This window comes from Paramagnetospirillum marisnigri (assembly GCF_001650715.1).
Classification (GTDB): Bacteria; Pseudomonadota; Alphaproteobacteria; order Rhodospirillales; family Magnetospirillaceae; genus Phaeospirillum; species Phaeospirillum marisnigri.
In genome coordinates this window covers 138,847-161,937 of record NZ_LWQT01000109.1, presented here as the reverse complement: position 1 = coordinate 161,937, position 23,091 = coordinate 138,847, and the positions used below count along the sequence as shown (strand labels likewise).

The 23,091-nt window shown below is 64.0% G+C and carries 26 protein-coding genes; 21 read left to right on the top strand and 5 right to left on the bottom strand.

Annotated elements, in window-relative coordinates; translation table 11 throughout:
* Window positions 1–92: 92 nt before the first annotated feature.
* Entirely contained in the window at window positions 93–959 is an 867-nt protein-coding gene (locus A6A04_RS19190) for a hypothetical protein (protein ID WP_068495623.1), read from the bottom strand.
* Window positions 960–1,078: 119 nt separating this feature from the next.
* Between A6A04_RS19190 and A6A04_RS19185 the strand changes: the two genes are divergently transcribed.
* Entirely contained in the window at window positions 1,079–1,648 is a 570-nt protein-coding gene (locus A6A04_RS19185; RefSeq protein ID WP_068495622.1) for an antibiotic biosynthesis monooxygenase, read from the top strand.
* Here A6A04_RS19185 and A6A04_RS19180 read toward each other — a convergent pair.
* Complete coding sequence (locus A6A04_RS19180) at window positions 1,636–1,959, bottom strand: DUF3572 domain-containing protein (protein ID WP_245651299.1); 324 nt, start codon at window positions 1,957–1,959, stop codon at window positions 1,636–1,638. The genes A6A04_RS19185 and A6A04_RS19180 overlap by 13 nt on opposite strands.
* Entirely contained in the window at window positions 1,956–2,132 is a 177-nt protein-coding gene (locus tag A6A04_RS22540; RefSeq protein WP_156612695.1) for a hypothetical protein, read from the bottom strand. Before A6A04_RS22540 ends, A6A04_RS19180 begins: the two co-directional genes overlap by 4 nt.
* 372 nt (window positions 2,133–2,504) lie before the next feature.
* Between A6A04_RS22540 and nifA the strand changes: the two genes are divergently transcribed.
* From nifA to A6A04_RS19145, 7 genes are all read left to right on the top strand, one after another.
* The gene (nifA, locus tag A6A04_RS19175) at window positions 2,505–4,202 is read left to right on the top strand and encodes a nif-specific transcriptional activator NifA (RefSeq protein ID WP_082915071.1); all 1,698 of its coding nucleotides are present in this window, start codon (window positions 2,505–2,507) and stop codon (window positions 4,200–4,202) included.
* 130 nt (window positions 4,203–4,332) lie between these two features.
* Entirely contained in the window at window positions 4,333–5,817 is a 1,485-nt protein-coding gene (gene nifB, locus A6A04_RS19170) for a nitrogenase cofactor biosynthesis protein NifB (protein WP_068495620.1), read from the top strand.
* A gap of 47 nt (window positions 5,818–5,864) precedes the next feature.
* Window positions 5,865–6,053, top strand: coding sequence for a 4Fe-4S binding protein (locus A6A04_RS19165; protein ID WP_068495619.1), 189 nt, complete (start codon window positions 5,865–5,867; stop codon window positions 6,051–6,053).
* 66 nt (window positions 6,054–6,119) lie between these two features.
* Window positions 6,120–6,389, top strand: coding sequence for a nitrogen fixation protein NifZ (locus A6A04_RS19160; RefSeq protein ID WP_068495618.1), 270 nt, complete (start codon window positions 6,120–6,122; stop codon window positions 6,387–6,389).
* On the top strand, window positions 6,386–6,601 hold the full coding sequence (gene nifT / locus A6A04_RS19155) for a putative nitrogen fixation protein NifT (protein WP_068495617.1): 216 nt from the start codon (window positions 6,386–6,388) through the stop codon (window positions 6,599–6,601). The genes A6A04_RS19160 and nifT overlap by 4 nt, the downstream gene beginning before the upstream one ends.
* A 2-nt stretch (window positions 6,602–6,603) precedes the next feature.
* Window positions 6,604–7,452, top strand: coding sequence for an SIR2 family NAD-dependent protein deacylase (locus tag A6A04_RS19150; protein ID WP_068495616.1), 849 nt, complete (start codon window positions 6,604–6,606; stop codon window positions 7,450–7,452).
* A gap of 32 nt (window positions 7,453–7,484) precedes the next feature.
* Entirely contained in the window at window positions 7,485–7,868 is a 384-nt protein-coding gene (locus A6A04_RS19145) for a 2Fe-2S iron-sulfur cluster-binding protein (protein WP_068495615.1), read from the top strand.
* 103 nt (window positions 7,869–7,971) lie between these two features.
* Here A6A04_RS19145 and draG read toward each other — a convergent pair whose 3' ends face one another.
* Entirely contained in the window at window positions 7,972–8,856 is an 885-nt protein-coding gene (draG, locus tag A6A04_RS19140) for an ADP-ribosyl-[dinitrogen reductase] hydrolase (RefSeq protein ID WP_068495614.1), read from the bottom strand.
* Window positions 8,857–8,873: 17 nt separating this feature from the next.
* Complete coding sequence (locus A6A04_RS19135) at window positions 8,874–9,713, bottom strand: NAD(+)--dinitrogen-reductase ADP-D-ribosyltransferase (RefSeq protein ID WP_068495613.1); 840 nt, start codon at window positions 9,711–9,713, stop codon at window positions 8,874–8,876.
* A gap of 319 nt (window positions 9,714–10,032) precedes the next feature.
* Here A6A04_RS19135 and nifH point away from each other — a divergent pair, with 319 nt between their 5' ends.
* The 13 genes from nifH to A6A04_RS19070 all read left to right on the top strand — a co-directional run bounded on the left by nifH (window position 10,033) and on the right by A6A04_RS19070 (window position 23,040).
* Window positions 10,033–10,923 (top strand): nitrogenase iron protein, encoded by an 891-nt coding sequence (gene nifH, locus A6A04_RS19130; RefSeq protein WP_068495612.1) that lies wholly within the window; start codon window positions 10,033–10,035, stop codon window positions 10,921–10,923.
* Between the two features lie 68 nt (window positions 10,924–10,991).
* The gene (gene nifD / locus A6A04_RS19125) at window positions 10,992–12,449 is read left to right on the top strand and encodes a nitrogenase molybdenum-iron protein alpha chain (RefSeq protein ID WP_068495611.1); all 1,458 of its coding nucleotides are present in this window, start codon (window positions 10,992–10,994) and stop codon (window positions 12,447–12,449) included.
* 98 nt (window positions 12,450–12,547) lie between these two features.
* A complete protein-coding gene (gene nifK, locus A6A04_RS19120) occupies window positions 12,548–14,083 on the top strand; it encodes a nitrogenase molybdenum-iron protein subunit beta (protein WP_068495610.1) in 1,536 nt (511 codons plus the stop codon).
* A 195-nt stretch (window positions 14,084–14,278) separates the two neighbouring features.
* Window positions 14,279–15,736 (top strand): circularly permuted type 2 ATP-grasp protein, encoded by a 1,458-nt coding sequence (locus A6A04_RS19115; protein ID WP_068495609.1) that lies wholly within the window; start codon window positions 14,279–14,281, stop codon window positions 15,734–15,736.
* Window positions 15,717–16,658 carry an alpha-E domain-containing protein gene (locus A6A04_RS19110; protein ID WP_068495608.1) on the top strand — a complete coding sequence of 314 codons (942 nt, stop codon included), beginning with the start codon at window positions 15,717–15,719 and terminating at the stop codon, window positions 16,656–16,658. The genes A6A04_RS19115 and A6A04_RS19110 overlap by 20 nt, the downstream gene beginning before the upstream one ends.
* Complete coding sequence (locus tag A6A04_RS19105; protein ID WP_068495607.1) at window positions 16,655–17,473, top strand: transglutaminase family protein; 819 nt, start codon at window positions 16,655–16,657, stop codon at window positions 17,471–17,473. Before A6A04_RS19110 ends, A6A04_RS19105 begins: the two co-directional genes overlap by 4 nt.
* Window positions 17,474–17,532: 59 nt before the next feature.
* Window positions 17,533–18,282, top strand: a complete 750-nt coding sequence (locus A6A04_RS19100) for a proteasome-type protease (protein WP_068495606.1) — start codon at window positions 17,533–17,535, stop codon at window positions 18,280–18,282.
* A 118-nt stretch (window positions 18,283–18,400) separates the two neighbouring features.
* Window positions 18,401–19,783 (top strand): nitrogenase iron-molybdenum cofactor biosynthesis protein NifE, encoded by a 1,383-nt coding sequence (nifE, locus tag A6A04_RS19095; RefSeq protein ID WP_068495605.1) that lies wholly within the window; start codon window positions 18,401–18,403, stop codon window positions 19,781–19,783.
* Between the two features lie 4 nt (window positions 19,784–19,787).
* Complete coding sequence (gene nifN, locus A6A04_RS19090; RefSeq protein ID WP_068495604.1) at window positions 19,788–21,140, top strand: nitrogenase iron-molybdenum cofactor biosynthesis protein NifN; 1,353 nt, start codon at window positions 19,788–19,790, stop codon at window positions 21,138–21,140.
* Between the two features lie 49 nt (window positions 21,141–21,189).
* Window positions 21,190–21,606, top strand: a complete 417-nt coding sequence (gene nifX / locus A6A04_RS19085) for a nitrogen fixation protein NifX (RefSeq protein ID WP_156612694.1) — start codon at window positions 21,190–21,192, stop codon at window positions 21,604–21,606.
* 22 nt (window positions 21,607–21,628) lie between these two features.
* Window positions 21,629–22,075, top strand: a complete 447-nt coding sequence (locus A6A04_RS19080) for a NifX-associated nitrogen fixation protein (RefSeq protein ID WP_068495602.1) — start codon at window positions 21,629–21,631, stop codon at window positions 22,073–22,075.
* A gap of 28 nt (window positions 22,076–22,103) precedes the next feature.
* A complete protein-coding gene (fdxB, locus tag A6A04_RS19075) occupies window positions 22,104–22,400 on the top strand; it encodes a ferredoxin III, nif-specific (RefSeq protein ID WP_068495601.1) in 297 nt (98 codons plus the stop codon).
* A 25-nt stretch (window positions 22,401–22,425) separates the two neighbouring features.
* Window positions 22,426–23,040 carry a nitrogen fixation protein NifQ gene (locus tag A6A04_RS19070; RefSeq protein WP_068495600.1) on the top strand — a complete coding sequence of 205 codons (615 nt, stop codon included), beginning with the start codon at window positions 22,426–22,428 and terminating at the stop codon, window positions 23,038–23,040.
* Window positions 23,041–23,091 lie beyond the last annotated feature (51 nt).

The window sequence follows — 23,091 nt, the reverse complement described above, 5'->3', positions numbered from 1 at the left end:
AGGCAAAGTTGGGCGCGGGCCCGGCGGCAGCGGTCCTTGACGGTGCAGTGCTCGGGCGGTTCGGCGCGGGTGGGCTTGTCCGATCGGGCCAATTAGTGTTTCGCCCCGCCCTCGGGCTTCTTCTTGTCGCCCTTGGCCGGGGCGGCAGCCGCCCCGGGAATCTGGCCGGGACGGACGAAGACCTTCATGGGCTTCAGCCATTCCGAGGCGTCGGTGGGACGCTCGGCCACGGCGGCGCGGCCGTCGCTGGATGAGGTCAGCAGGGCGCTGACGGCGGCCAGGGCCTTGCGGTTGGCCTCGGAGTCGCTGCCCTCGGCCCGCACCGCGAAGACGGCGCGCACCGGAATGGCGGCATCCTCGCCACTGGGGCGCAGCGATACCATCCAACCGGCCTTGCGGCTGCCCGGCTCCAACACGCCTTCTCGCATCAGCACCACCTGGTCGGCGATGATCAGCCCGGCGGAATAGCGCATCACCGGGCCATCGGCCGGGGCGGTCAGGCTGAGCCCCAGCGGCAGCGGACTGTTGCCGCGCACTACCATCTCGCCCTCCACTGCATAGGCGATGCCGTCGGCATTGCGCAGGCGGGAAAGCTCGCTGGAAAAGGCGATGGTGGCGTCATTGGATCGCGACCAGCCCACGGCCACCTCCTTGCGCTGCAAGAACCGCTCGACGGTGCGGCGCAGGGTGTAGAAATGCTCGTCCTCGGTGGGGGTGAAGTTCTCGCGCTTCCTTGGCGCGGGCAGCAGGCCGGTGGCCTCGATGGAAAAGGGTGAGAAGCCGTTGCGCACCGGGGCGCGTTCCACCAGGGCATAGTTCTCCACCGATACCGAAGCCTGGACCGGGCCGGACGGTGTCGCCGGGGTGGGCGAGGGGGATGGGGCGGGGGCAGCCGCCCAACTGGGGCTCGCGGTGGCGGCAAGGACGGTCAGGGCCAGGGAAAACGCGAGAATCTTCATGTGCTGCCTTCCTGTATCCACCGTGGCCATTGTGGCGGCGGACGATGACGGGTTTCAACCCTGAACCGCAAGCACTACCTTAGGGGCAGGACCAGAGCGACGTGGAAACGAGGATCAGCATGGCCGAGGAGACCCAAGCCCCGGAGACGGGAGGGCCGGTGACGGTGACCGTCGCCCGACGGATCAAGCCGGGCTGCGAAGCCCGCTACGAGGAATGGGTGGCGGGTGTCACCGCCGAGGCCGCGACCTGGCCCGGCTATCTGGGGGTCAGCGCCCTGCGGCCGGCTCCGGCCACCGACGACGCCTATGTCACCATCTATCGCTTCCGCGATTATCACAACTGCCACGCCTGGGAAGTGTCCGAGGCGCGCCAGCGCTGGCTGGATCGCCTGGGCGACATCGTCGAGGGCGAAGCGGCGGTGAAGAAGGTCACCGGCCTTGAATTCTGGTTCGACCTGCCCGAGGTTCCGGTCAGCGCCAGCCCGTCGCCCCACAAGATGGCCCTGGTCATCACAATGGTGGCCTACACGGTGGTGATGGGTCTCAACCTCGCCTTCGGGCCGCTGGTGGCGGGGTGGCCCCTGTGGCTGAAGGCCCTGGCTTTCGTCTCGGCCCAGGTGTTGGTGATGACCTATGTCCTGATGCCCCGGGTGACGCGGCTGCTGCGCCCCTGGCTTTATGGAAGCTGAGACTCCGACCAGGCGCCGGGCAGCAGGCGCCGCGCCCGGGCGGCGGCGGCGGGTTCCAAGTCGGCCCAGGCGGAGAACTCGATCAGCGAGGCCTCGTCCTCCATGATCACGTCCAGAACCGAGCCCAGCAGCAGCGGGTCATTGGCGCGGCGCCGCAGGGATGTCGCGTCGCAGCCGCTGGCGGTCAGGAAGCGAAGGGCGCGGTCCTCGTCGGACATCAGCCAGGCGAGGGCGCGCAGGGCGACGATCTCGGCCTGGGTGGCGGCCCCGCCCTGCGGGGCGCTGCCCTGTTTGGCGGTAACCCCGATCACGGCGCGGGGACTCCCATGGCCTCGATCCGGTTGAGGACCAATAGCTGGGTGTCCTGGGCGCGCCAGTCACCGCGTCGGGCCAGTTCACGGGCGCGATCGGCGACGATCCGTCCTGCGGCGTCGCCAAAGCGGATCATCATCCGTCGCGCGGTGATATCAAGGGTGTCGTCCATGCGAGCCTCCGTCAATGCGAGAACATAGTAAAAACAAAAAAGAACAAAAAGGCAATAGCCTTGAGTCGGGACGGTCTTGGCCTTGGTCGGGTTCGGCGATGGGCGACGGCTGGATTTTCTGAGCGGGGAAGGGTGTTATTCCCTGCGATCTATCCCATATGACGCCTGTGTCACCATGTGGCATTCTGATGTGACGACGAGGTCATGCCAAAGCTGCGGGGACGTGGTATTTCCACCTCTGTCATACCGATGTCAGCATGGGATGGTGGACGTGGGGGCGTGGTTGGAATAAGAATGAGGCAAGAAAAGATAAAATTCGGGGGGGACTGCATCGCGGCGTGATATGGAAGTGATGGGTATCTGATAATGAGAATGAGTGTCAATAAGAGCGATGAAAGCGCCCTGCCGCTGATCGGCGTCTATGAGATCAGCAAGATTCTCGGGGCGACTCTCGACCTTAACAAGGCCCTCCACGAAGTTCTCAATATCCTTTCCGCCTATCTGAATATGCGTCACGGGGCGGTTCTGCTGAACGACGAGAACGGCAAGGCCAATCTGGTCGCCGTGACCGGAATGTCGCTGCAGATGGCCCGTTCCGGCGGCATCAAATACCCCTTTACCGCCGCCGAGAAAGTGATTTCCACCGGCATTCCCATGGTGGCGGCCAATGCCGCCGACGAGCCCCTGCTGTCCGAATACATCGCCGCCAATGTGGCGCTGGAAGGCGAGGACGTCTCGTTCTTCTGTGTTCCCATCAAGACCACGGAAAAGGCGTTCGGCGCCCTGTCGGTGGAGCGGGTGTGGGACGGCAGCCCCCAATACACCTTCGAGCACGATTTACGCTTCCTGACCATGGTCGCCACCCTGATCGGTCAGACCGCCGCCCTCCACCGCAAGATCGCCAACGACCGCTCCACCTTGATGGCCGACACCACCCGCCTGCAGAAGCAGATGGCCGATGTGGGGCCGAGCCTGCCCATCCAGGGACTGGAGGATGTGGTCGGCAATTCCGAGGCCATGACCCGGGTATTCGCCCAGGTGCAGCAGGCGGCCTCCACCAAGGCCACCATCTTGTTGCGCGGCGAAAGCGGCACCGGCAAGGAACTGGTGGCCCGTGCCGTCCATATCCTGTCGCCCCGGGCGCAAAAGCCCTTCATCAAGGTCAATTGCGCGGCGCTGTCTGAGAGTGTGCTGGAATCCGAGCTGTTCGGCCACGAGAAGGGTTCGTTCACCGGCGCGGTGGCCGATCGCAAGGGCCGGTTCGAGCTGGCCCATACCGGCACCTTGTTCCTGGACGAGATCGGCGAGATTTCGTCCAATTTCCAGGCCAAGCTGTTGCGGGTGCTGCAGGAAGGCGAGTTCGAGCGCGTCGGCGGCACCAAGACCGTCAAGGTCGATGTCCGACTGGTGGCCGCCACCAACCGCGACCTGGAAAAGGCGGTAAGCGAGGGCAGCTTCCGCTCCGACCTCTATTTCCGCCTCAACGTGGTGCCCATCTTCCTGCCGCCGCTGCGCGAGCGCCAGGGCGACATCCCGCTGCTGGCCATGTATTTCCTGAAGCAGTTCAACACCGAGAACGGCCGCAAGCTCACCTTCTCGCACAATGCCCTCGAGGCGCTGCAGCGCTGTTATTTCCCCGGCAATGTGCGCGAGCTGGAAAACTGCGTCTATCGCACCGCCACCATGACCCGGGGCCAGGTGATCGACCAGATGGACCTGTCGTGCAACCGCGACACCTGTCTGTCGTCGAGCCTGTGGAGCAAGGAGGCGCAGCCGGTGGTGAACCAGCGCTCCAATCCGGTGCCGGTGCCCACCGGCCCGCTGGTGCCGCCTCAGTCGCACTCCCATCCCCATCCCGTCGCCCCGTCCGTGGCCGATGCCCCGGCGGCGCAAAGCGAGGCGGGGATGCCCGCCGAGCTGGGAGACGACGCCTCGGAACGCGACCGTCTGGTCCAGGCCATGGAAAAATGCGGCTGGGTCCAGGCCAAGGCCGCCCGTCTGCTGGGGCTGACCCCGCGCCAGATCGGCTACGCCCTGAAGAAACACAACATCGAAGTCCGCCAGTTGTAGCATCCGCGACGCTCTGTCGCACATGCGACAGAGGCCTGAATCGCGGAAATCCGCCGTTTTTCGGCGCTGCACAATCTGGCATCGGCATTGCAATAGCCTTCTCGTGATCCCTTTGACGAGGAGACTGCCGGTGTCCAGCAACGTCGTACCCCTGACCAGCATCACGCGGTCCCGCCCGGTTTCCGAAGTCGCGCCCGCTGTCGGCGGCGGCTGTTCCTCGAGCTCCTGCGGCTCGTCCGATGCCCAGGGCGACATGCCCGCCCATATCTGGGAGAAGGTGAAGGACCATCCCTGCTATTCCGAGCAGGCCCATCACTACTTCGCCCGCATGCATGTGGCGGTCGCCCCAGCCTGCAACATCCAGTGCAACTACTGTAACCGCAAGTATGACTGCGCCAACGAATCGCGCCCCGGCGTCACCAGCGAGAAGCTGACCCCGGAACAGGCGGCGCGCAAGGTGGTGGCGGTGGCCAACAAGGTGCCGCAGCTTTCGGTGCTGGGCATTGCCGGTCCCGGCGACTCCATGTTCGATTGGCGCCATACCTCGGCCACCTTCCGCGAAGTGTCCAAGGTGCTGCCCGACCTGAAATTCTGCGTCTCCACCAATGGCCTGGCGCTGCCCGACCATGTGGATGAGCTGGCCGAGCACAATATCGACCACGTCACCATCACCATCAACATGGTGGACCCCGAGATCGGCGCGCTGATCTATCCCTGGATCTACTTCAAGGGCAAGCGCTACACCGGCGTCGAGGGCGCCCGCATCCTGCACGAGCGGCAGATGGAAGGCCTCGAGCGCCTGACCGAGAAGGGCATCCTGACCAAGATCAACTCGGTGATGATCCCCGGCATCAATGATCAGCATCTGCTGGAGGTCAACGCCGCCATCAAGGCGCGCGGCGCCTTCTTGCACAATGTGATGCCGCTGATTTCCGACGCTGCACACGGTACCGCCTTCGGCCTGTCGGGCCAGCGCGGCCCCAAGCCCGCCGAGTTGAAGGATATTCAGGACAAGCTGGCGGGCGGCGCCAATCTGATGCGCCACTGCCGCCAGTGTCGCGCCGACGCGGTGGGCATGCTGGGCGAGGACCTGTCCCAGGACTTCACCCTGGACAAGATCCCCGAGATGCCGAGCTACGATCCCGAGCCCCGTCGCCTGTACCGCGAAGTGGTGGAGCGCGAGCGCGCCGACCATAACAAGGCGGTGGCGGTGGCCGAGGCCGAACTGGCCGAGACCGTGGAAGAGGCCCCGCGCAAGCTGGTCGCCATCTGCACCAAGGGCGGCGGCCGCATCAACCAGCATTTCGGCCATGCCCAGGAATTCCAGATTTTCGAGGTGGACGCCAAGGGCGTGCGCTTCTCGGGCCATCGCAAGGCCGACAACTACTGTGTCGGCGGCTATGGCGACGACGACAAGCTGGATGTGGTCCTGGCGGCGCTGGAAGGCATCGACACCGTCTTCGTGGCCAAGATCGGCCGCTGCCCCAAGGATGACCTGAAGAAAGCGGGGATCGAGGCCGTCGACCTCTACCCGTTCGAATATATCGAGACCGCGGTCGCGGCCTGGTACGCCGAACGGTTCGGCACCAGGACCGAGTCCGCGTCCATCGCCTGACCGGCCCCAAAGCGGCCCGCCCGGCTTAGAGAAGGAAGGAGAACATCATGGCTCTCAAGATCATCGCTGACGAGTGCACCTCCTGTGGTGCGTGTGAATTCGAATGCCCCAATGCCGCCATCAGCAGCAAGGGCGGCACCTATGTGATCAAGGCCTCGGCCTGCACCGAATGCGACGGCGACGCCACCAAGTGCCAGGCGGTCTGCCCGGTCGAGGGCTGCATCGTCCAGGGCTGACGCCCGACCGAAGGCGGCGGGCCGCGCCAAGGCGGCCCGTCGGCAATCCGAGGATAGGAGTGGCCCATGAGCGACGCGGCGGAAGAAGTCTTCGAACTGTGGGAACCGCCCACGTTCGAGCGCGGCGATCAGGTCGTCTCGCTGCGGGATGTCCGTAACGACGGGACCTATCCCGGTGCCAAGATGGGCGAGGTCCTGATCCGCAAGGGCGAGGTCGGCTATGTCCACAATGTGGGCACCTATCTCAACCGTTTCTACATCTACGCGGTCGAATTCGTCGATGCCGAGCGTCTGGTGGGAATGCGGGCTCACGAATTGGAGGGAATGCCGTCATGAAGGTCATGGTCCGCAAGAAGGGTGAAGTCTACGAGATCTATGTCCCCAAGAAGGACCTGGAAGAGAACGTGGTCGAGATGGAAAAGGAAGGACTGTGGGGCGGTTGGGCGAAGATCGCCAACGGCTGGACCTTCGCCATGCCCGAGATGCCGGCCGACACCCGGCTGCCCATCACGGTGGAGGCCCGCAAGATCGGCGGCGGCGAGGAGTGACCATGCTGGACTCCCCCACGTCTCTCCTGGCCGGAATCGGTGGCGAAATCGCCGCGGGCAATCTGATCCCTTTCCTGGGGCCGGATGTTCTGCTGGTGGATGGCGCTTCGCCGGTGCCGTCGGGAGCGCGCGAGCTGTCGCTGCTGATGGCGAGCAAGGTCGGGGTTCCCGGCCGTATCAAACAGAATCTGTGGCACGCCGCCCAGTATATCGAGACCCATAAGCACCGGGTCACCGTCGACCGCATGATGGCGGACATCTTCAAGACGGTCCCCGAGCCCAATGCCCTGCACCGCTGGCTGGCCGGGCTGCCCAAGCTGCCGCTGATCGTCGACACCTGGTATGACGGCGCCATGCGTGAAGCGCTGAACGCCGCCGGTCGCACCGACTGGGGCATCATCCAGGGCGCCTCCAAGGCACGGCGCATCGACGGCGGCGTCTGGACCCGGGCGGTCACCCCCGATGGTGCCATCGTCGCCGACGATCAGGCCGACAACTGGGGCACCGTGCTCTACAAGCCCCACGGGGCGGCGCAGCCCACCGGCGACGTGCTGGTGTCGGACTCCGACTATGTGGAGGTGCTGACCGATATCGACATCCAGACCCCCATTCCCGAGGCGGTGAAGACCCGCCGGGCGGGCAGGGGCTTCGTCTTCCTGGGCTGTCGCTTCTACGACCAGATCCTGCGGACCTTCGCCCGCCAGATCTGCAAGCGCTCCGGCGGCCCACGCTATGCCGTTGTTCCCGAGGACCTGACCCGCAACGAGTACAAGTTCCTGGAACTGGAAGGCATCAAGCCCGTGACCATGCCGCTGTCCGAGGCGGTTGCCACCCTGACCGCGGCCAACTGAGCCACCCAAACCTTGGAGAGGACCAAAAGACCATGGCCAATGTAACCTTCAGCGCGCCCACCCTGGAAAAGGACATCACCGTCTATGCGGTGGCGGGCGACAACAAGACCCTGCTGGGCGTCGCCAAGCAGCATGGCGTTGCCATTCCCTGCCAGTGCCAGGACGGCCAGTGCGGCTCCTGCCTGATCAAGGTCACCATCCTGGACGACAAGCGTCCGTCGGGCATCCATCTGACCGACAAGGAAAAGGTGACCCTGTCGGTGAACGGCAAGCTGACCAAGGCCCAACTGGCCGATGCCGAAACCAACGACATGCCCCCGCCCTACCGGCTGGCCTGTCAGTACATCGTCCGCAACGAGGATATCCTGGTGGAATTCTCGGGTGAGCCGGGCGTCGAGATCGATCTGCGGCGGTAAGGTGGCGGAAGCTCGCAGATCGACGAAGGGGCGTCCCGCGAGGGGCGCCCCTTCAACTTTGCCGCCCCTTCAACTTTGCCGCCCCTTCAACTTTGTATGAGTGCTACGACGCGTCCGCCAGCTTCAGCAATCCGTTGACCTGGGTGCGGATGTCCGAGGCCACCTTCTTGTCCAGCTTGCTCAGCCATGGCGCCGGGATGTCCTGCACCCCATAGGTGGCACCGGCCAGCATGCCGACGATGGCGCCGGTGGTGTCGGCGTCGCCGCCCTGGTTGACCACTTCGATCAGGCAGTTCCGGAAAGAGTCGGTGATGAAATAGTAGTGCAGCACCGTCTGCATGGTGTCGACGATATAGGCGGTGGACTGGAAGCGGACCGATTCGAAGCGGAAGCTCTTGTGTTTGTCCACCAGCTTGCCCGCCTCCTCGCGCGCCGCCTTCATGCCGTTGCCCAGCACCAGTTCCTGCACCATGCGTCCCAGGGTCACCGAGGCGTCGTCCGATAGCGGGTGGTGGTGGGTGATGTGGCATTGGGCCAGGGTCCACTGTTCCATCAGTTCGGGTTTGCCCAGGGTCGCCAGCGCCACCGGCAGATTGCGCATGGCGGCGCCGTTGCCGCCATCGCCCTCGCAATAGGGGCCTTCAACGCTGCCATGGGTCATGTAACGGCGGATGCCGCGGCGACAGGTGTTGCCCACATCCACCGGTCCGGTCTTCAGCCACTCGGCGAATTCGTCGCAGACATCCTTGGCATCCAGGGTTCCCTTGTTGATCAGGGAGCGGCCCAGGCAGAGCGTCATCTCGGTGTCGTCGGTGATCTGGCCCGGCGCCAGATGCAGCCAGCCGCCGCCGATCATCTTGCGGTGGACGCCGTACTTTTCCTGGATTTCGCCTTTTGTCAGGAATTCGACAGTGGCGCCCAGTGCGTCGCCGACGGCGAAGCCGAGATAGGCGCCCAGGGCACGATCAAACAGGGACGGAACGCTCATGATCGGACTCTTTCTCTTTAAAAATAGGAGGCGGAGACGCGGTAATCGCCCCCGACCACTAGGTACTCGCCCTCGCCCTTCAGCGGGTGAATGGGGAGCAGGGTGTTGAAGAAGACGATTTTCACCAGCGGCACCGACACCGTCAGGATGGTGTCGCCGAAACAGTCGGCCACGGTGCGGTCGCTGGAAAAGGACGCCAGGTTGTTGAGGCGCATCACCACGGTCTTCTTGTCGATGCGCTCGACGATCTGGTGCTCGTCGAAGGAGTTGATGCCCCGGTACAGGGTGACATGGCGCTTTCCCACCGCCACATGGCGGGTCAGCGCCCACTGACAGAACTCGTAGAGCATGTCGAGCTGGCAGTAGATGGAATTGTTGTGGAAGCGCGAGGACATCTTCTCTTCCACATAGGCCATCCAGCCAGCCGTGGAAAAACGGGTGATCATCTCCTTATGATAGGTGGGGAACAGGCCAAAGCGGCTTTCCACCCATCCTTTCAGGACGGCGCCCTCGGGGCCGTTGGAATCATAACCCCAGCCCTTCAGCAGCCGCAGGAAGCTGGACCGGTAGCGCCTGACATTCCGCTTGCCGTCCTTACCCTTGGCCTCGGCTTCGGCCTCGTGCTGCTCGGGATCGATGCCGAACATGGCCATCATGTATTTATAGAAGGCGTCGCCCGCATCCTCCAGGCTGTCCGACTGCTCCAGCATCTCGAACATGGTGGGGTTCATCTCGCGCACGCCCGAGATGTGCAGGTCATGCGGATCGTCATTGAAGCTGGTGCTGCCCAGGAAATTGGTGGACAGGCCCATCAGGTTGGTGCTGTGGCCAAGGCGCGGAAGCTGCTTTTCGGTCATGGTTCCTGTGGTTCCCCCCGGATGTCACCAAAACCGCATGCAAGAAACATACCCGTCATGAACCCCACATTCGGCCCCAGAGTCCTGGCCGCTGTTGGGCTTGGAACACTCTGTCGCGGCTTTGTCGGGTTCCGTACAGACGCCTAAAAACCGTGCATCTGCCTGATCGGCATGGTCAACGCATTGAAAAACATAATGAAAAAGTTTTTTGCGGTGCAGCGGCGGAGTTGGCACGCCGGTTGCGATGAGGAAGGCGTGGCAGAGGTTGGGTCCTCCGCCGACAAGTTTCTAAGGTCAAACCCGCGAAAGGAACCCTCACATGTCTCTTCGTCAGATCGCGTTCTATGGCAAGGGCGGTATCGGCAAGTCCACCACCTCGCAGAACACCCTCGCGGCCCTGGTTGAAATGGGCCAGAAGATCCTGATCGTCGGCTGCGATCCCAAGGCTGACTCCACCCGTCTGATCCTGGGCTGCAAGCTGCAGGACACCGTTCTTCATCTGGCCGCCCAGGCCGGCTCGGTGGAAGACCTCGAGCTCGAGGACGTCATGAAGATCGGCTACAAGGGCATCAAGTGCACCGAGTCCGGTGGTCCCGAGCCGGGTGTCGGCTGCGCCGGCCGTGGCGTCATCACCGCCATCAACTTTCTGGAAGAAAACGGCGCCTATGACGACGTGGACTACGTGTCCTACGACGTGCTGGGCGACGTGGTGTGTGGCGGCTTCGCCATGCCGATCCGCGAGAACAAGGCCCAGGAAATCTACATCGTCATGTCGGGCGAGATGATGGCGCTGTTCGCCGCCAACAACATCTCCAAGGGCATTCTGAAGTATGCCGGTTCCGGCGGCGTGCGCCTCGGCGGCCTGATCTGCAACGAGCGTCAGACCGACCGTGAAGTCGAGCTGGCCGAAGCCCTGGCCAAGCGCCTGAACACCCAGCTCATCCATTTCGTGCCGCGCGCCAACATCGTGCAGCATGCCGAGCTGCGTCGCCAGACCGTCATCGAATACGCCCCCGACTCGGCCCAGGCCGAAGAGTATCGTCAGCTGGCCCAGAAGATCCATGCCAATGCGGGCAAGGGCACCATCCCGACCCCGATCACCATGGAAGAGCTGGAAGACATGCTGATCGAGTTCGGCATCATGAAGACCGACGAGCAGGCTCTGGCCGAGTTGCAGGCTAAGGAAGCCTCGCTCTGCTCCGCTGGCTGAGGATCTGGTGAACGGTGAGCCCTCCTAAAGGATGGAGGGCTCATTCCCCAAAGACGAAGGAGAGGGCCATGAGCCTCGATTATACCAATGATTCCGCCGCCGCCGAGGCGCTGATCAAGGAAGTCCTTGACGCGTATCCGGAAAAGTCCGGCAAGCGCCGCGCCAAGCATCTCGCGGTGGCCAAGCCCACCGACGAAGCCGGCACCACCGGCTGTGGCGTGAAGTCCAACATCAAGTCGATCCCCGGTGTCATGACCATCCGTGGCTGTGCCTATGCCGGTTCCAAGGGCGTGGTGTGGGGTCCCGTGAAGGACATGGTCCATATCAGCCATGGCCCGGTCGGCTGCGGTCAGTATTCCTGGTCCCAGCGCCGGAACTACTTCAACGGCACCGTCGGCATCGACAGCTTCGTCACCATGCAGGTGACCTCGGACTTCCAGGAACGCGACATCGTGTTCGGTGGCGACAAGAACCTGGACGCCATGATCGACGAACTGGACGTGATGTTCCCCCTCAACAAGGGCATCTCCATCCAGTCCGAGTGCCCGATCGGCCTGATCGGCGACGATATCGAGGCCGTCGCCAAGAAGAAGCACAAGGAAACCGGCAAGACCATCGTTCCGGTGCGTTGCGAAGGCTTCCGTGGCGTGTCCCAGTCGCTGGGCCACCACATCGCCAATGACGCCATCCGGGATTGGGTCTTCGAGAAGGGCGTGCCCGAGTTCGAGACCGGCCCCTATGACGTCAACCTGATCGCCGACTACAACATCGGTGGCGACGCCTGGCCGTCCCGCAAGTTGCTGGAAGAGATGGGCCTGCGCGTCATCGGCATGTGGTCGGGCGACGCCACCCTGGCGGAAATGGCTCGGGCCCCCAAGGCCAAGCTGAACCTCATCCACTGCTACCGGTCGATGAACTACATCTGCCGCCACATGGAAGAGAAGTACGGCATCAGCTGGGTTGAATACAACTTCTTCGGCCCGACCCAGATCGCCGCTTCCCTGCGCAAGATCGCGGCGCAGTTCGACGAGACCATCCAGGCCAATGCCGAGAAGGTCATCGCCAAGTACCAGGGCCTGGTCGACTCCATCGTCGCCAAGTACAAGCCGCGGCTCGATGGCAAGCAGGTGATGCTGTATGTGGGCGGCCTGCGCCCCCGTCACGTCGCCAATGCCTACGAGGACCTGGGCATGAAGATCGTCGGTACCGGCTACGAATTCGGCCACAACGACGACTATCAGCGCACCGGCCACTACGTCAAGGAAGGCACGTTGATCTATGACGACGTGACCGGCTACGAACTGGAGAAGTTCATCGAGAAGATCCGTCCCGACCTGGTCGGCTCGGGCATCAAGGAGAAGTACGCGACCCAGAAGATGGGCGTGCCCTTCCGCCAGATGCACTCGTGGGATTACTCCGGTCCGTATCACGGCTATGACGGCTTCGCCATCTTCGCCCGTGACATGGACATGGCCATCAACAGCCCGGTTTGGAGCAAGTTCAAGGCCCCCTGGAAGGCCGCCTGAACTCCTATCCAAGCTAACTAACTGGTTGTTTCCGTTTAACTCCTCCCCGCGCATCGCCCAATACCCGGGGGCGCGGGGAGTTGAGAAGGAGAGAAGTCATGCCTCAGAGCGCTGAAAAGACCAAGGACCACGTCTCCCTGTTCAAGGAGCCCGAATACACGGAGATGTTCGCGGACAAGAAGGCCAAGTTCGAGTGCCGTCCGTCCGACGAAGCCGTGGCCGCCCAGGCCGAATACACCAAGACCTGGGAATATCGCGAAAAGAATTTCGCTCGCGAGAAGGCCGTCATCAACCCGGCCAAGGCCTGCCAGCCTCTGGGTGCGGTGTTCGCCGCCCAGGGCTTCGAAGAGACCATGCCCTATGTGCACGGCTCGCAGGGCTGTGTCGCTTACTTCCGTTCGCATCTGGCCCGTCACTTCAAGGAAGCGGTGCCTTGCGTCTCCGACTCCATGACCGAAGACGCGGCGGTGTTCGGCGGCCTGACCAACATCGTTGACGGCCTGCAGAACTCCTACACCCTCTACAAGCCCAAGATGATCGCCGTCTCCACCACCTGCATGGCGGAAGTCATCGGTGACGACCTTTCGGCCTTCATCGCCACCGCCAAGGAAAAGGAATCGGTTCCGGCCGATTTCGCGGTTCCCTTCGCTCACACCCCCTCCTTCGTCGGCAGCCACACCACCGGCTACGACAACATGATCAAGGGCGTGCTGAACTACTTCTGGGATCGCGAGAAGGGCGAACTGAAGGCTGGCGCCACCAACGGCAAGATCAACATCATCCCCGGCTTCGACGGGTATGCGGTGGCCAACAACCGCGAGCTGAAGCGTTACCTCGACACCATGGGCGTCGACTACACCTTCATCTCCGACGTGTCGGACATCTACGACACTCCTTCCGACGGCACCTACCGCATGTATGACGGCGGCACCAAGCTCGATGACGTCCGCGACGCCATCAATGCCAAGGCCACCATCGGCCTGCAGCACTACTGCTCGGAAAAGTCGCTGGAATACATCGGCACCAAGGGCCAGGCCACCACGTCGTTCCACTACCCCATGGGCGTGGGCGCCACCGACGCGCTGCTGATGAAGATCTCCGAGCTCTCCGGCAAGGCGATCCCCGACAGCATCGAGAAGGAGCGTGGCCGTCTGGTCGACGCCATGGCCGACAGCCAGGCTTATCTGCACGGCAAAAAGGTCGCCGTGTTCGGTGATCCCGACTTCGTTTACGCCATGGCCACTTTCCTGCTGGAAATGGGCTGCGAGCCGACCCACTGCCTGTCCACCAACGGTGGCAAGGACTGGGCCGCCAAGATGGAAGCCCTGTTCGCCACCTCGCCGTTCGGCGCCGGTTGCAAGGCCTATGCTGGCAAGGATCTGTGGCACATGCGGTCCCTGCTGTTCACCGAGCCCACCGATCTGCTGATCGGCAGCTCCTACGGCAAGTACCTGGAGAAGGACACCGGTATCCCCCTGATCCGTCTGACCTTCCCCATCTTCGACCGTCACCACCATCACCGCTTCCCGACCATGGGCTACCAGGGCGCGCTGCGGGTTCTGGTGGAAATCCTGGATCGTATCTTCGAAGTCACCGATGCGGCCAGCGACATCTCCTATGACCTGACGCGCTAACCAACCTCCCAGGCGCAAGGGTCAATTCCCCCGGAGCGGCAACGCTCCGGGGGTTTTGCTTCTCCAAAGGTCATGTCTGATTAAATTTTGAACAAATTTAGTTCTATGCCCGTTGAATGTCCGCCTGCCCCCTTGGCCTCGGCATTGCAAGGCGGTAAGAGATAAGTATGTGGATAACCCTAGGGGGGGAGCCCGATGTCGGGAAAGAAGTCGGCCTTCGATGAGATGCATGGCAAGGGGGGCAAGATGCGCCCGCCCTATGCGGACTACTCAAATTGGCTGCACGCCATGTCCATCGACGAGTTGGACCGCCGCCACAAATCCGCCGACTCCATATTCCGCCGCTCGGGCATCACCTTTAACGTCTATGGCGCCGAGGGTGGGGTCGAGCGTCTGATTCCCTTCGACATCGTGCCCCGCATCCTGGCGGCCGCCGAATGGGACAAGGTGGCGCTCGGCGTCTGCCAGCGGGTGCGCGCCCTCAATGCCTTTCTCGATGACGTCTACAACGACCAGAACATCCTGCGCGCCGGGATCATTCCCGCCGATCTGGTGCTGACCAACGAGGCCTTCTGCCCCCAGATGCTGGGCATGAAGGTGCCCAAGCGGGTCTATGCCCATGTGGCGGGAATCGACGTGGTCCGTGTCGACGAGGACACCTTTTACGTGCTGGAGGACAACGCCCGCACGCCGTCCGGCGTCTCCTACATGCTGGAAAACCGCCAGGCCATGATGCGTCTGTTCCCGGAGCTGTTCGCCAGCCAGCGCGTCGCCCCGGTCAACCACTATCCCGAACTGTTGCTGGAGACCTTGCGCGCCGTGGCGCCCGGGGGCGTGGACGAGCCCAAGGTGGTTCTGATGACTCCGGGCCAGTACAACAGCGCCTATTTCGAGCACGCCTTCCTGGCCCAGGAAATGGGAATCGATCTGGTGGAGGGCTCCGACCTCTATGTGGACGACGCCACCGTCTATATGCGCACCACCAAGGGGCCAAGGCGGGTGGATGTGATCTATCGCCGCATCGATGACGATTTCCTCGACCCGCTGGCCTTCAATCCCGGCTCCATGCTGGGAGTGCCGGGCCTGTTGGCGGCCTATCGCCTGGGGAAGGTGACCATCTGCAACGCGGTGGGTGGCGGCGTCGCCGACGACAAGTCGGTCTATGTCTATGTGCCCGACTTCATCCGCTTCTATCTGGGCGAGGAGCCGATCCTGTCCAACGTGCCCACCTGGCAGTTGCGCAAGCCCGACGACCTGGCCTATGCCCTGGCCCATCTGCCGGAACTGGTGGTCAAGGAGGTCCATGGCTCGGGCGGTTACGGCATGCTGGTGGGACCGGCGGCGTCCAAGGCGGAACTGGCCGAGTTCAAGGCCAAGATCAAGTCCTCGCCGGAAAGCTTCATCGCCCAGCCGACCCTGTCCCTGTCCACGGTGCCGACCTTCGTCGACAAGGGCATCGCGCCCCGCCATGTGGATTTGCGGCCCTATGTCCTGACCGGACGGGAAACGGTGGTGGTGCCGGGCGGTTTGACCCGCGTCGCCATGCGCGAGGGCTCGCTGGTGGTAAATTCGTCCCAGGGCGGCGGCACCAAGGATACCTGGGTGCTGGAAGATGCTGGCAAGGAGGCTGGCCATGCTCGCGCGCGCCGCTAATAACATTTTCTGGATGGCCCGCTATGTGGAGCGGGCGGAAGCCCTGGCCCGGCTGCTGGACGCCAGCTTGCGCAGCGCCCTGTTGCCCGCCACCGGCGAGCAGCGGCTGTCGGACTGGCATACGCCGCTGCTGGTGACCGGCCGCTACGAGGCATTCCGCGAGGAGAACGAGGCGGTGACCGAGGGCCGCGTTCTCTCCTATGCCATCCTGGGGCGCAACAACCCGGTCAGCATCAAGGCGTCCCTGGGCAATGCCCGCGAGAATGCGCGCGCCACGCGGCACATGCTGACCACCGATCTGTGGGAGGGGCTCAACCAGACCTGGCTCGGTGTCGCCGATCTGGGCTGGAAGGACCTCCAGCGCCAGGGCATCGTCACCCATCTGGAATGGGTGCGGACCCGCTCGCATGTCTTCCGGGGTTGCCTGTACGGTTCCATGCGCCGGGGCGAGGCCTTCTGGTTCGCCCGCCTGGGCGGCGCCATCGAGCGCGCCGATGCCACCGCCCGTCTGTTGCGGGTGAAATGGCCGTCGCTGCAGGGCTCGGACTACAGCGCGGGCCAGCACGATGCCAACGCCTATTACCGGCGCATGGTGCTGCTGGACGCGCTGTCGGCCCACAAGGCCTATCGCGAGATCTATGCCGACAACCTGCAGGTTCACCGCATTGCCGACCTGCTGCTGCTGCGTCCCGATATGCCGCGTTCGCTGGCGGCGGTGGCCGACGAGATCATCCTGGGACTGGAGAAACTCGAGGCGGGAGAGGGCTCGCTGAAGCGGGCGCGGCTGCTGCGCCACCGTATCGGCTCGGCCCAGGTGGGCGACCTGATGCGCACCGGCCTCGACGTATTCCTGGGCGGCGTCATCGACGAGGTGGCGGACCTGTCCAACGTGCTTCAAACCGAATTCATGATGGTGCCATGAGACTGCGCATTCGCCACGAGACCCGCTATCGGCTGGCGGAACCCGCCCGCCGCGCCGTTCAGTATCTGCGTCTGACGCCGCGCCAGGACCGCTGCCAGCGGGTGCTGTCCTGGTCGGTATCGGGGCCGCCCAGCCTGGTGCCCTGGACCGATGGCTTCGGCAACCGCGCCCATGTGGCCAGCGAGGTCGAAGCCCATGACGCCCTGACCATCCTGGTGGAGGGCGAGATCGAGACCAACGACACCTGGGGCATCCTGCCCCTGGATGACGGCCTGCCGCCGCCCATGTTCCTGCGTCCGACGCCGCTGACCCTGGCGGATGACGCCATTCGCGACCTAGCCAAGCCCTTCGCCGCGTCCTGTGTCGGCACCGGCACGGTTCCGACCCTGCACCAGATGACCGGCGCCATCGCCGAGAGGGTGGTCTATGCCACCGGCTCCACCGACGTCACCAGTACGGCGGCCGAGGCCTTGGCATCGGGCAAGGGGGTCTGCCAGGACCACGCCCATCTGTTCATCGCTTGTTGCCGGGTGCTGGGATTGCCCGCGCGCTATGTCTCGGGCTATCTCCATTCCGAGCGCTCCGAGATGGCCAGCCATGCCTGGGCCGAGGCCTTCGTCGAGGGGCTGGGCTGGGTCAGCTTCGACCCGGCCAATTGCCAGTCGGCCACCGATGCCTATGTCCGGCTTGCCGTCGGCTTCGATTATGCCGGGGCGGCGCCGGTGGTGGGACTGCGTTCGGGCGGCAAGGGCGAGGACCTCTCGGTCGATCTGTCGGTGGAGCAGGTGCAGTCCCAGTCGCAGTCGCAGCAATAGGGGGGGGCGGGGGCGCCCGCGCTCCAATTCGCCGCCCGGCAATTGAGGGGGGACATAGAATGAGCTATTGCCTGGGCATGCGCCTGAAGGCCGGAATGGTGTTCGTCTCGGATTCCCGAACCAATGCCGGGGTGGACAGCGTTGCCACCTTCCGCAAGAGCTTCGTCTTCGACGGTGCCCCCGACCGGGTGATCGTCATCCTGACGGCGGGTAATCTGGCCATCACCCAGTCGGTGATCAGCCTGCTGGAGGAGCGGCTGGGGTCCAAGGCGGCCAGCCGCAGCCTGTACAAGGCCAAGTCCATGTATGACGTGGCCCGCATGGTCGGCCAGACCCTGCGCGAGGTGTTCGAGATGGACGGCGCCCATCTCAAGAGCCACGGCGCCGACTTCGTGGCGTCGCTGATCGTCGGCGGACAGATCAAGGATCGCCGCATGCGGTTGTTCAACGTCTATGCGGCAGGCAATTTCATCGAGGCCACCGACGAAACCCCCTATTTCCAGATCGGCGAGACCAAATACGGCAAGCCCATCATCGAGCGGGTGATCACGCCCGAGACCTCGCTGGAAGAGGCGGTGAAATGCGCCCTGGTGTCCTTCGACTCCACCATCAAAAGCAACATCTCAGTGGCGCTGCCCATCGATGTGGTCGTGGTTCCGGCCGATGGTTGCCGCGCCTCCATCCGCTATCGCGTCACCGACGAGGACCCTTATTTCAAGTCGTTGCGGCGCACCTGGGGCGAAGGTCTGCGCAAGATCTTCTCGCAGCTGCCCGAGCCGGAATGGGTGCTGAATCCGACGAAGGATTGAATGTCGGACATACGACAAAGGCGATGATTGTCGGTTGAAAGGCCTGTATTTCCGCCGTTTTTCTTCCTGGCACGACGTTTGCGAGACTGATCGGTGAACCGCACCGGGAGGTCTTCAGATGCTCAAGCACAAGATTCAGGAGCTGATGAACGAACCGGGCTGCGCCACCAATCAGGCGAAGTCCGACAAGGAGCGCAAGAAGGGCTGTGGCAAGTCGCTGGTGCCCGGGGCCGCCGCCGGTGGCTGCGCCTTCGACGGCGCCAAGATCGCGCTTCAGCCCATCACCGATGTGGTGCATCTGGTTCACGGTCCCATCGCCTGCGAGGGCAATTCCTGGGACGGCCGCAATTCCTGGAGCACCGGCTCCGACCTCTACCGCCGCGGCTTCACCACCGACATGACCAATCTGGACATCGTCAATGGTGGCGAGAAGAAGCTGTACAGGGCCATCAAGCAGGCCATCGCTCGCTACAATCCCGCCGCCGTCTTCGTCTACCAGACCTGCGTCGGCTCCCTGATCGGCGACGATGTCGAGGCGGTGTGCCGCGCCGCCACCGAGCGGCTGGGCACGCCGGTGGTGCCGGTCAACGCGCCGGGCTTCGCCGGATCGAAGAATCTGGGCAACCGCCTGGGCGGCGAGGCCCTGTTCGAGCATGTCATCGGCACGGTGGAACCCGACGATGTCGGCCCCACCGACATCAACATCCTGGGCGAATACAATGTGGCGGGCGAGCTGGACCAGTTCCGGCCGCTGCTGGCCAGGCTGGGCATCCGCCTGCGCGCCTCCATCACTGGCGACGCCCGTTATCGCGAGGTGGCGGCCTGCCACACCGCCCGGGCCAACATGGTGCTGTGTTCCCAGGCGTTGATCACCCTGGCGCGCAAGATGAAGGAGACCTGGGGCATCCCCTATTTCGAGGGGTCGTTCTACGGCATTTCCGACACGTCCGAGGCGCTGCGCAATATCGCCCGCATGCTGGTGGAGCGGGGCGCCGATCCCAGCCTGACCGAGCGCACCGAGGCGCTGATCGCCGAGGAAGAGGCCAAGGCCTGGGCCCGGCTGGAGCAGTACAAGCCCCGGCTGGCGGGCAAGAAGGTCCTGCTCTATACCGGCGGCGTCAAGAGCTGGTCGGTGATCCAGGCCCTGCAGGAAGTGGGCATGGAGGTGGTGGGCTCCTCCGTGCGCAAGGCCACCGAGGCCGACAAGAAGAAGGCCCTGGAGCGCCTGGGCGGCGACGAGGAGAAGCTGGCCGACGCCATCACGCCCAAGGACATGTACGCCATGTTCAAGGACGGCCGGGCCGACATGATGCTGTCGGGCGGGCGCTCGCAATTCGTGGCGCTTAAGGCCCGCACGCCCTGGATCGACATCAACCAGGAACGCCACCACGGCTTCGCCGCCTATGACGGCATGGTCGCCCTGGTGCGCGAGATCGACCTGTCCATCAACAACCCCATCTGGGCGCAGGTTCGCGCCCCGGCCCCCTGGGAGCAGGAATAGCGCCATGGCCCTCATCGTCGACCATAACAAGGCCTTGTCCACCAGTCCGCTCAAGATCAGCGCGCCGCTGGGCGCCGCCCTCGCCTTCATGGGGATGAAGGGCTGCCTGCCCATGTTCCACGGCAGCCAGGGCTGCACCGCCTTCGCCCTGGTGATGATGGTCCGCCACTTCCGCGAGGCCATTCCGCTGCAGACCACCGCCATGAACGAGATCAGCACCATCCTCGGCGGCATGGATCAGGTGGAGCAGGGGCTGCTGAACATCGCCAAGCGGGCCAAGCCGGAAATCATCGGCCTGATTTCAACGGCGCTGACCGAGACCCGGGGCGAGGACATGGCGGGCGACGTCAAGATGATCCGCGCCCGCAACAAGGAGCTGCACGACATCGCCGTGGTCGACGTCTCGGCCCCCGATTTCTCGGGCTCGCTGGAAACCGGCTGGGGCAAGGCGGTCACCGCCATGATCCGCCAACTGGCGCCCGCTCCGGGCAATCAGGCCAAGCTGAACCGGGTCAACCTGTTGCCCGGCTGCCATCTCACCCCCGGCGATGTCGAGGCCCTGAAGGACATCATCGCCGATTTCGGCCTGGAATGCGTGGTGCTGCCCGATCTGTCGGACTCGCTGGACGGTCATGTGCCGGACTCCTACACCCCCACCACGCTCGGCGGCACCAGCGTGTCGCAGTTGCGCGAACTGGGCCGCTCGCGCCTGACCATCGCCATCGGCGAGCACATGCGCATCGCCGCCAAGACCCTGGAGGAAAAGACCGGGGTTCCCTTCGTGCTGCTGGATCGGGTGACGGGCCTGGAGGCGGTGGACCGCCTGATGGTGTCGCTGTCCACAGTGGCCGGGGTGCCGGTTCCCGCCCGCCAGCGCCGCGCCCGCTCGCAACTGGTGGACGCCATGCTGGACGGCCACTTCTATTTCGGCGGCCGTCATGTCGCCATCGCGGGCGAACCCTCGCTGGTCTGGACCTATGGCAAGCTGGTGGCCGATATGGGCGGCATCGTCGCCGCCGCCGTGACCACCCAGGCCCAGCCGCTGCTGGCCGAGCTCTCCGCCGAGCGGGTGATCGTCGGCGATTTCGAGGACCTGGAGGACCAGATCCTCGAAGCGGGCGGCTGCGACCTGATCATCGCCAATTCCAACGCAAGGCAGGTTTCGGCCCGCCACGGCATTCCGCTGTTTCGGGCGGGGTTCCCGGTGTTCGACCGCCTGGGCGCCGCCCATCTGGTCAGCGCGGGCTATCGCGGCACCCGCGACCTGATCACCCAACTCGGCAATATCCTGATGGAACGGCCGGGCCACGCCCATTCGGAGCACGACCATGACCACAAGGCGGCTGCGGCTGGTTGATCCGGCCGAGGATGACAGCGGCCGCCCGCCGCCACTCAAAGGAGGTCACATGAGAATCGCCGTCGCCACCCAGGATCGTCAGCGCGTTGACGCCCATTTCGCCAGCGCCAAGACTTTCATGTTCTACGACATCGGCCCCGAGGGGCACACCTTCCTGGAAGCCGTCCAGTTCGACAATGTCAGCAACGAGGACGGCAATCACAAGGAAGATGGCGAGGATCGCCTGGCCGCCAAGATCAACGCCCTGGAAGGCTCGTCGCTGCTGTTCTGCCGCGCCATCGGCGGCCCGGCGGCGGCCCGCGTGGTCCGCGCCAAGGTCCATCCCATCAAGCTGCCCGTGGACGAATCCATCGCCGATGTGATCGAGAGGGTACGCACCATGCTGAAGGGCAACCCGCCGCCCTGGCTCAGGAAGGCCATGCGCGGCGCCGATGCCGGTGACGAACGCTTCATCGACGAAGACTGAACAATAACGAGGAGAACACCCCATGTCCGCCACCGGTTACGACCACCCCTTCATCAAGACGCTGCTGATGTTCATCCGCGCCCATGATTCCAGCGGCGCCTGGGAGACCATGCCCGACGAGGCCATCATGGCCCCCTTCATCATGACCAAGGCGCAGCGCCGCGAGATTCCGCTGTTCGGTGATCCTGATCCCGACATCCTGTGGCGGCTCGACCAGTACTTCAACGCCATCGCCATGGCGGTGGAGAACCGCAGCGGCGTCGCCGTGGCGCCCATCATGAAGATTCATCACGAGGGTTGGGGCCGCATGCTGCTGACCGCCGGCAAGCTGGTGGCGGTCAACAACTATGTGCGCGAGTTGCACCGTTGGAGCTTCGACAGCGTCGAGGACATGATCACCAAGGCCGAGAAGATCATCGAAGAAGGTGTGGCCACCATCGCCAAGTTCCCCGAAGTCGCCGCCGCCTGACACACAACCCGAAAGAGGGAGAGTTTCCATGTCGTTTCGCCAGTTCATCACCCGTGACGGAAGCCCCTGGGTTCCGAAATACCTCACCGCCATCAGCGACGAGCTGTGCATCGGCTGTGGCCGTTGCTTCAAGGTCTGCACCCAGGCCGTCATGAAGCTGATGGGCATCAACGAAGACGATGAGATGTGCGATCCCTTCGACGACGGCGAGGAGATCGTGCGCAAGGTCATGGTCCTGGACAAGGCGGGAAGCTGCATCGGCTGCGGCTCGTGTCAGGCGGTCTGTGGCACCAACGCCCAGACCCACGAGGCCGTGCCGGCCTGATCCTGGCCGGGAAGGAGAAAATGCGATGGCCAAGCATATCTATTCCCGCCTGATGGCGGGGACCGGCAGCGGCGACCCGTTCGACCGCCATCTGTTCGCCTGTGCCATCGCCATCACCCTGGGGGAAAGCCGACGACCCCTGACCGCCGGTCTGGGGCTGTCGGCCTTCAACCTCGCCGCCCTGGTCGGGCGCTATTTCCCTTCGGCCCCCGGCCTGCTGGCCGGGCTGTCGGACGAGGATGATGAATGCCTGGCCCCCGAGGAACCCGATCTGCGCGCCCTGCTGATCGAGCATCGGACTCGCGGTCTGGTGGAGGAGGAATGGCTGGCCCATGTGATTGCCCGCCGGTCACTGGGGGCCAACCATCTGTGGCAGGACCTGGGACTGACCGGTCGCGCCGATCTGTCGGGGCTGATGCGCCGCCATTTCGTCGGTCTGGCCGAGCTCAACAGCCGTGACATGAAGTGGAAGAAGTTCTTCTACCGCGAACTCTGCCAGCGCGAAGGTGTCATCATCTGCAAGTCGCCCAATTGCGAGGTCTGCACCGACTTCGCCATCTGCTTCGGCGCCGAGGATGGGGCATCGCTGCTGTCGGCCACCCCCCTGTCGCAAAGCCGACATTGTCTGGTCGTTGTCTGAGTTTTTCCTGAAAAACAGTATGAAAACATAGCGTTATAAGTTGGCATCTTC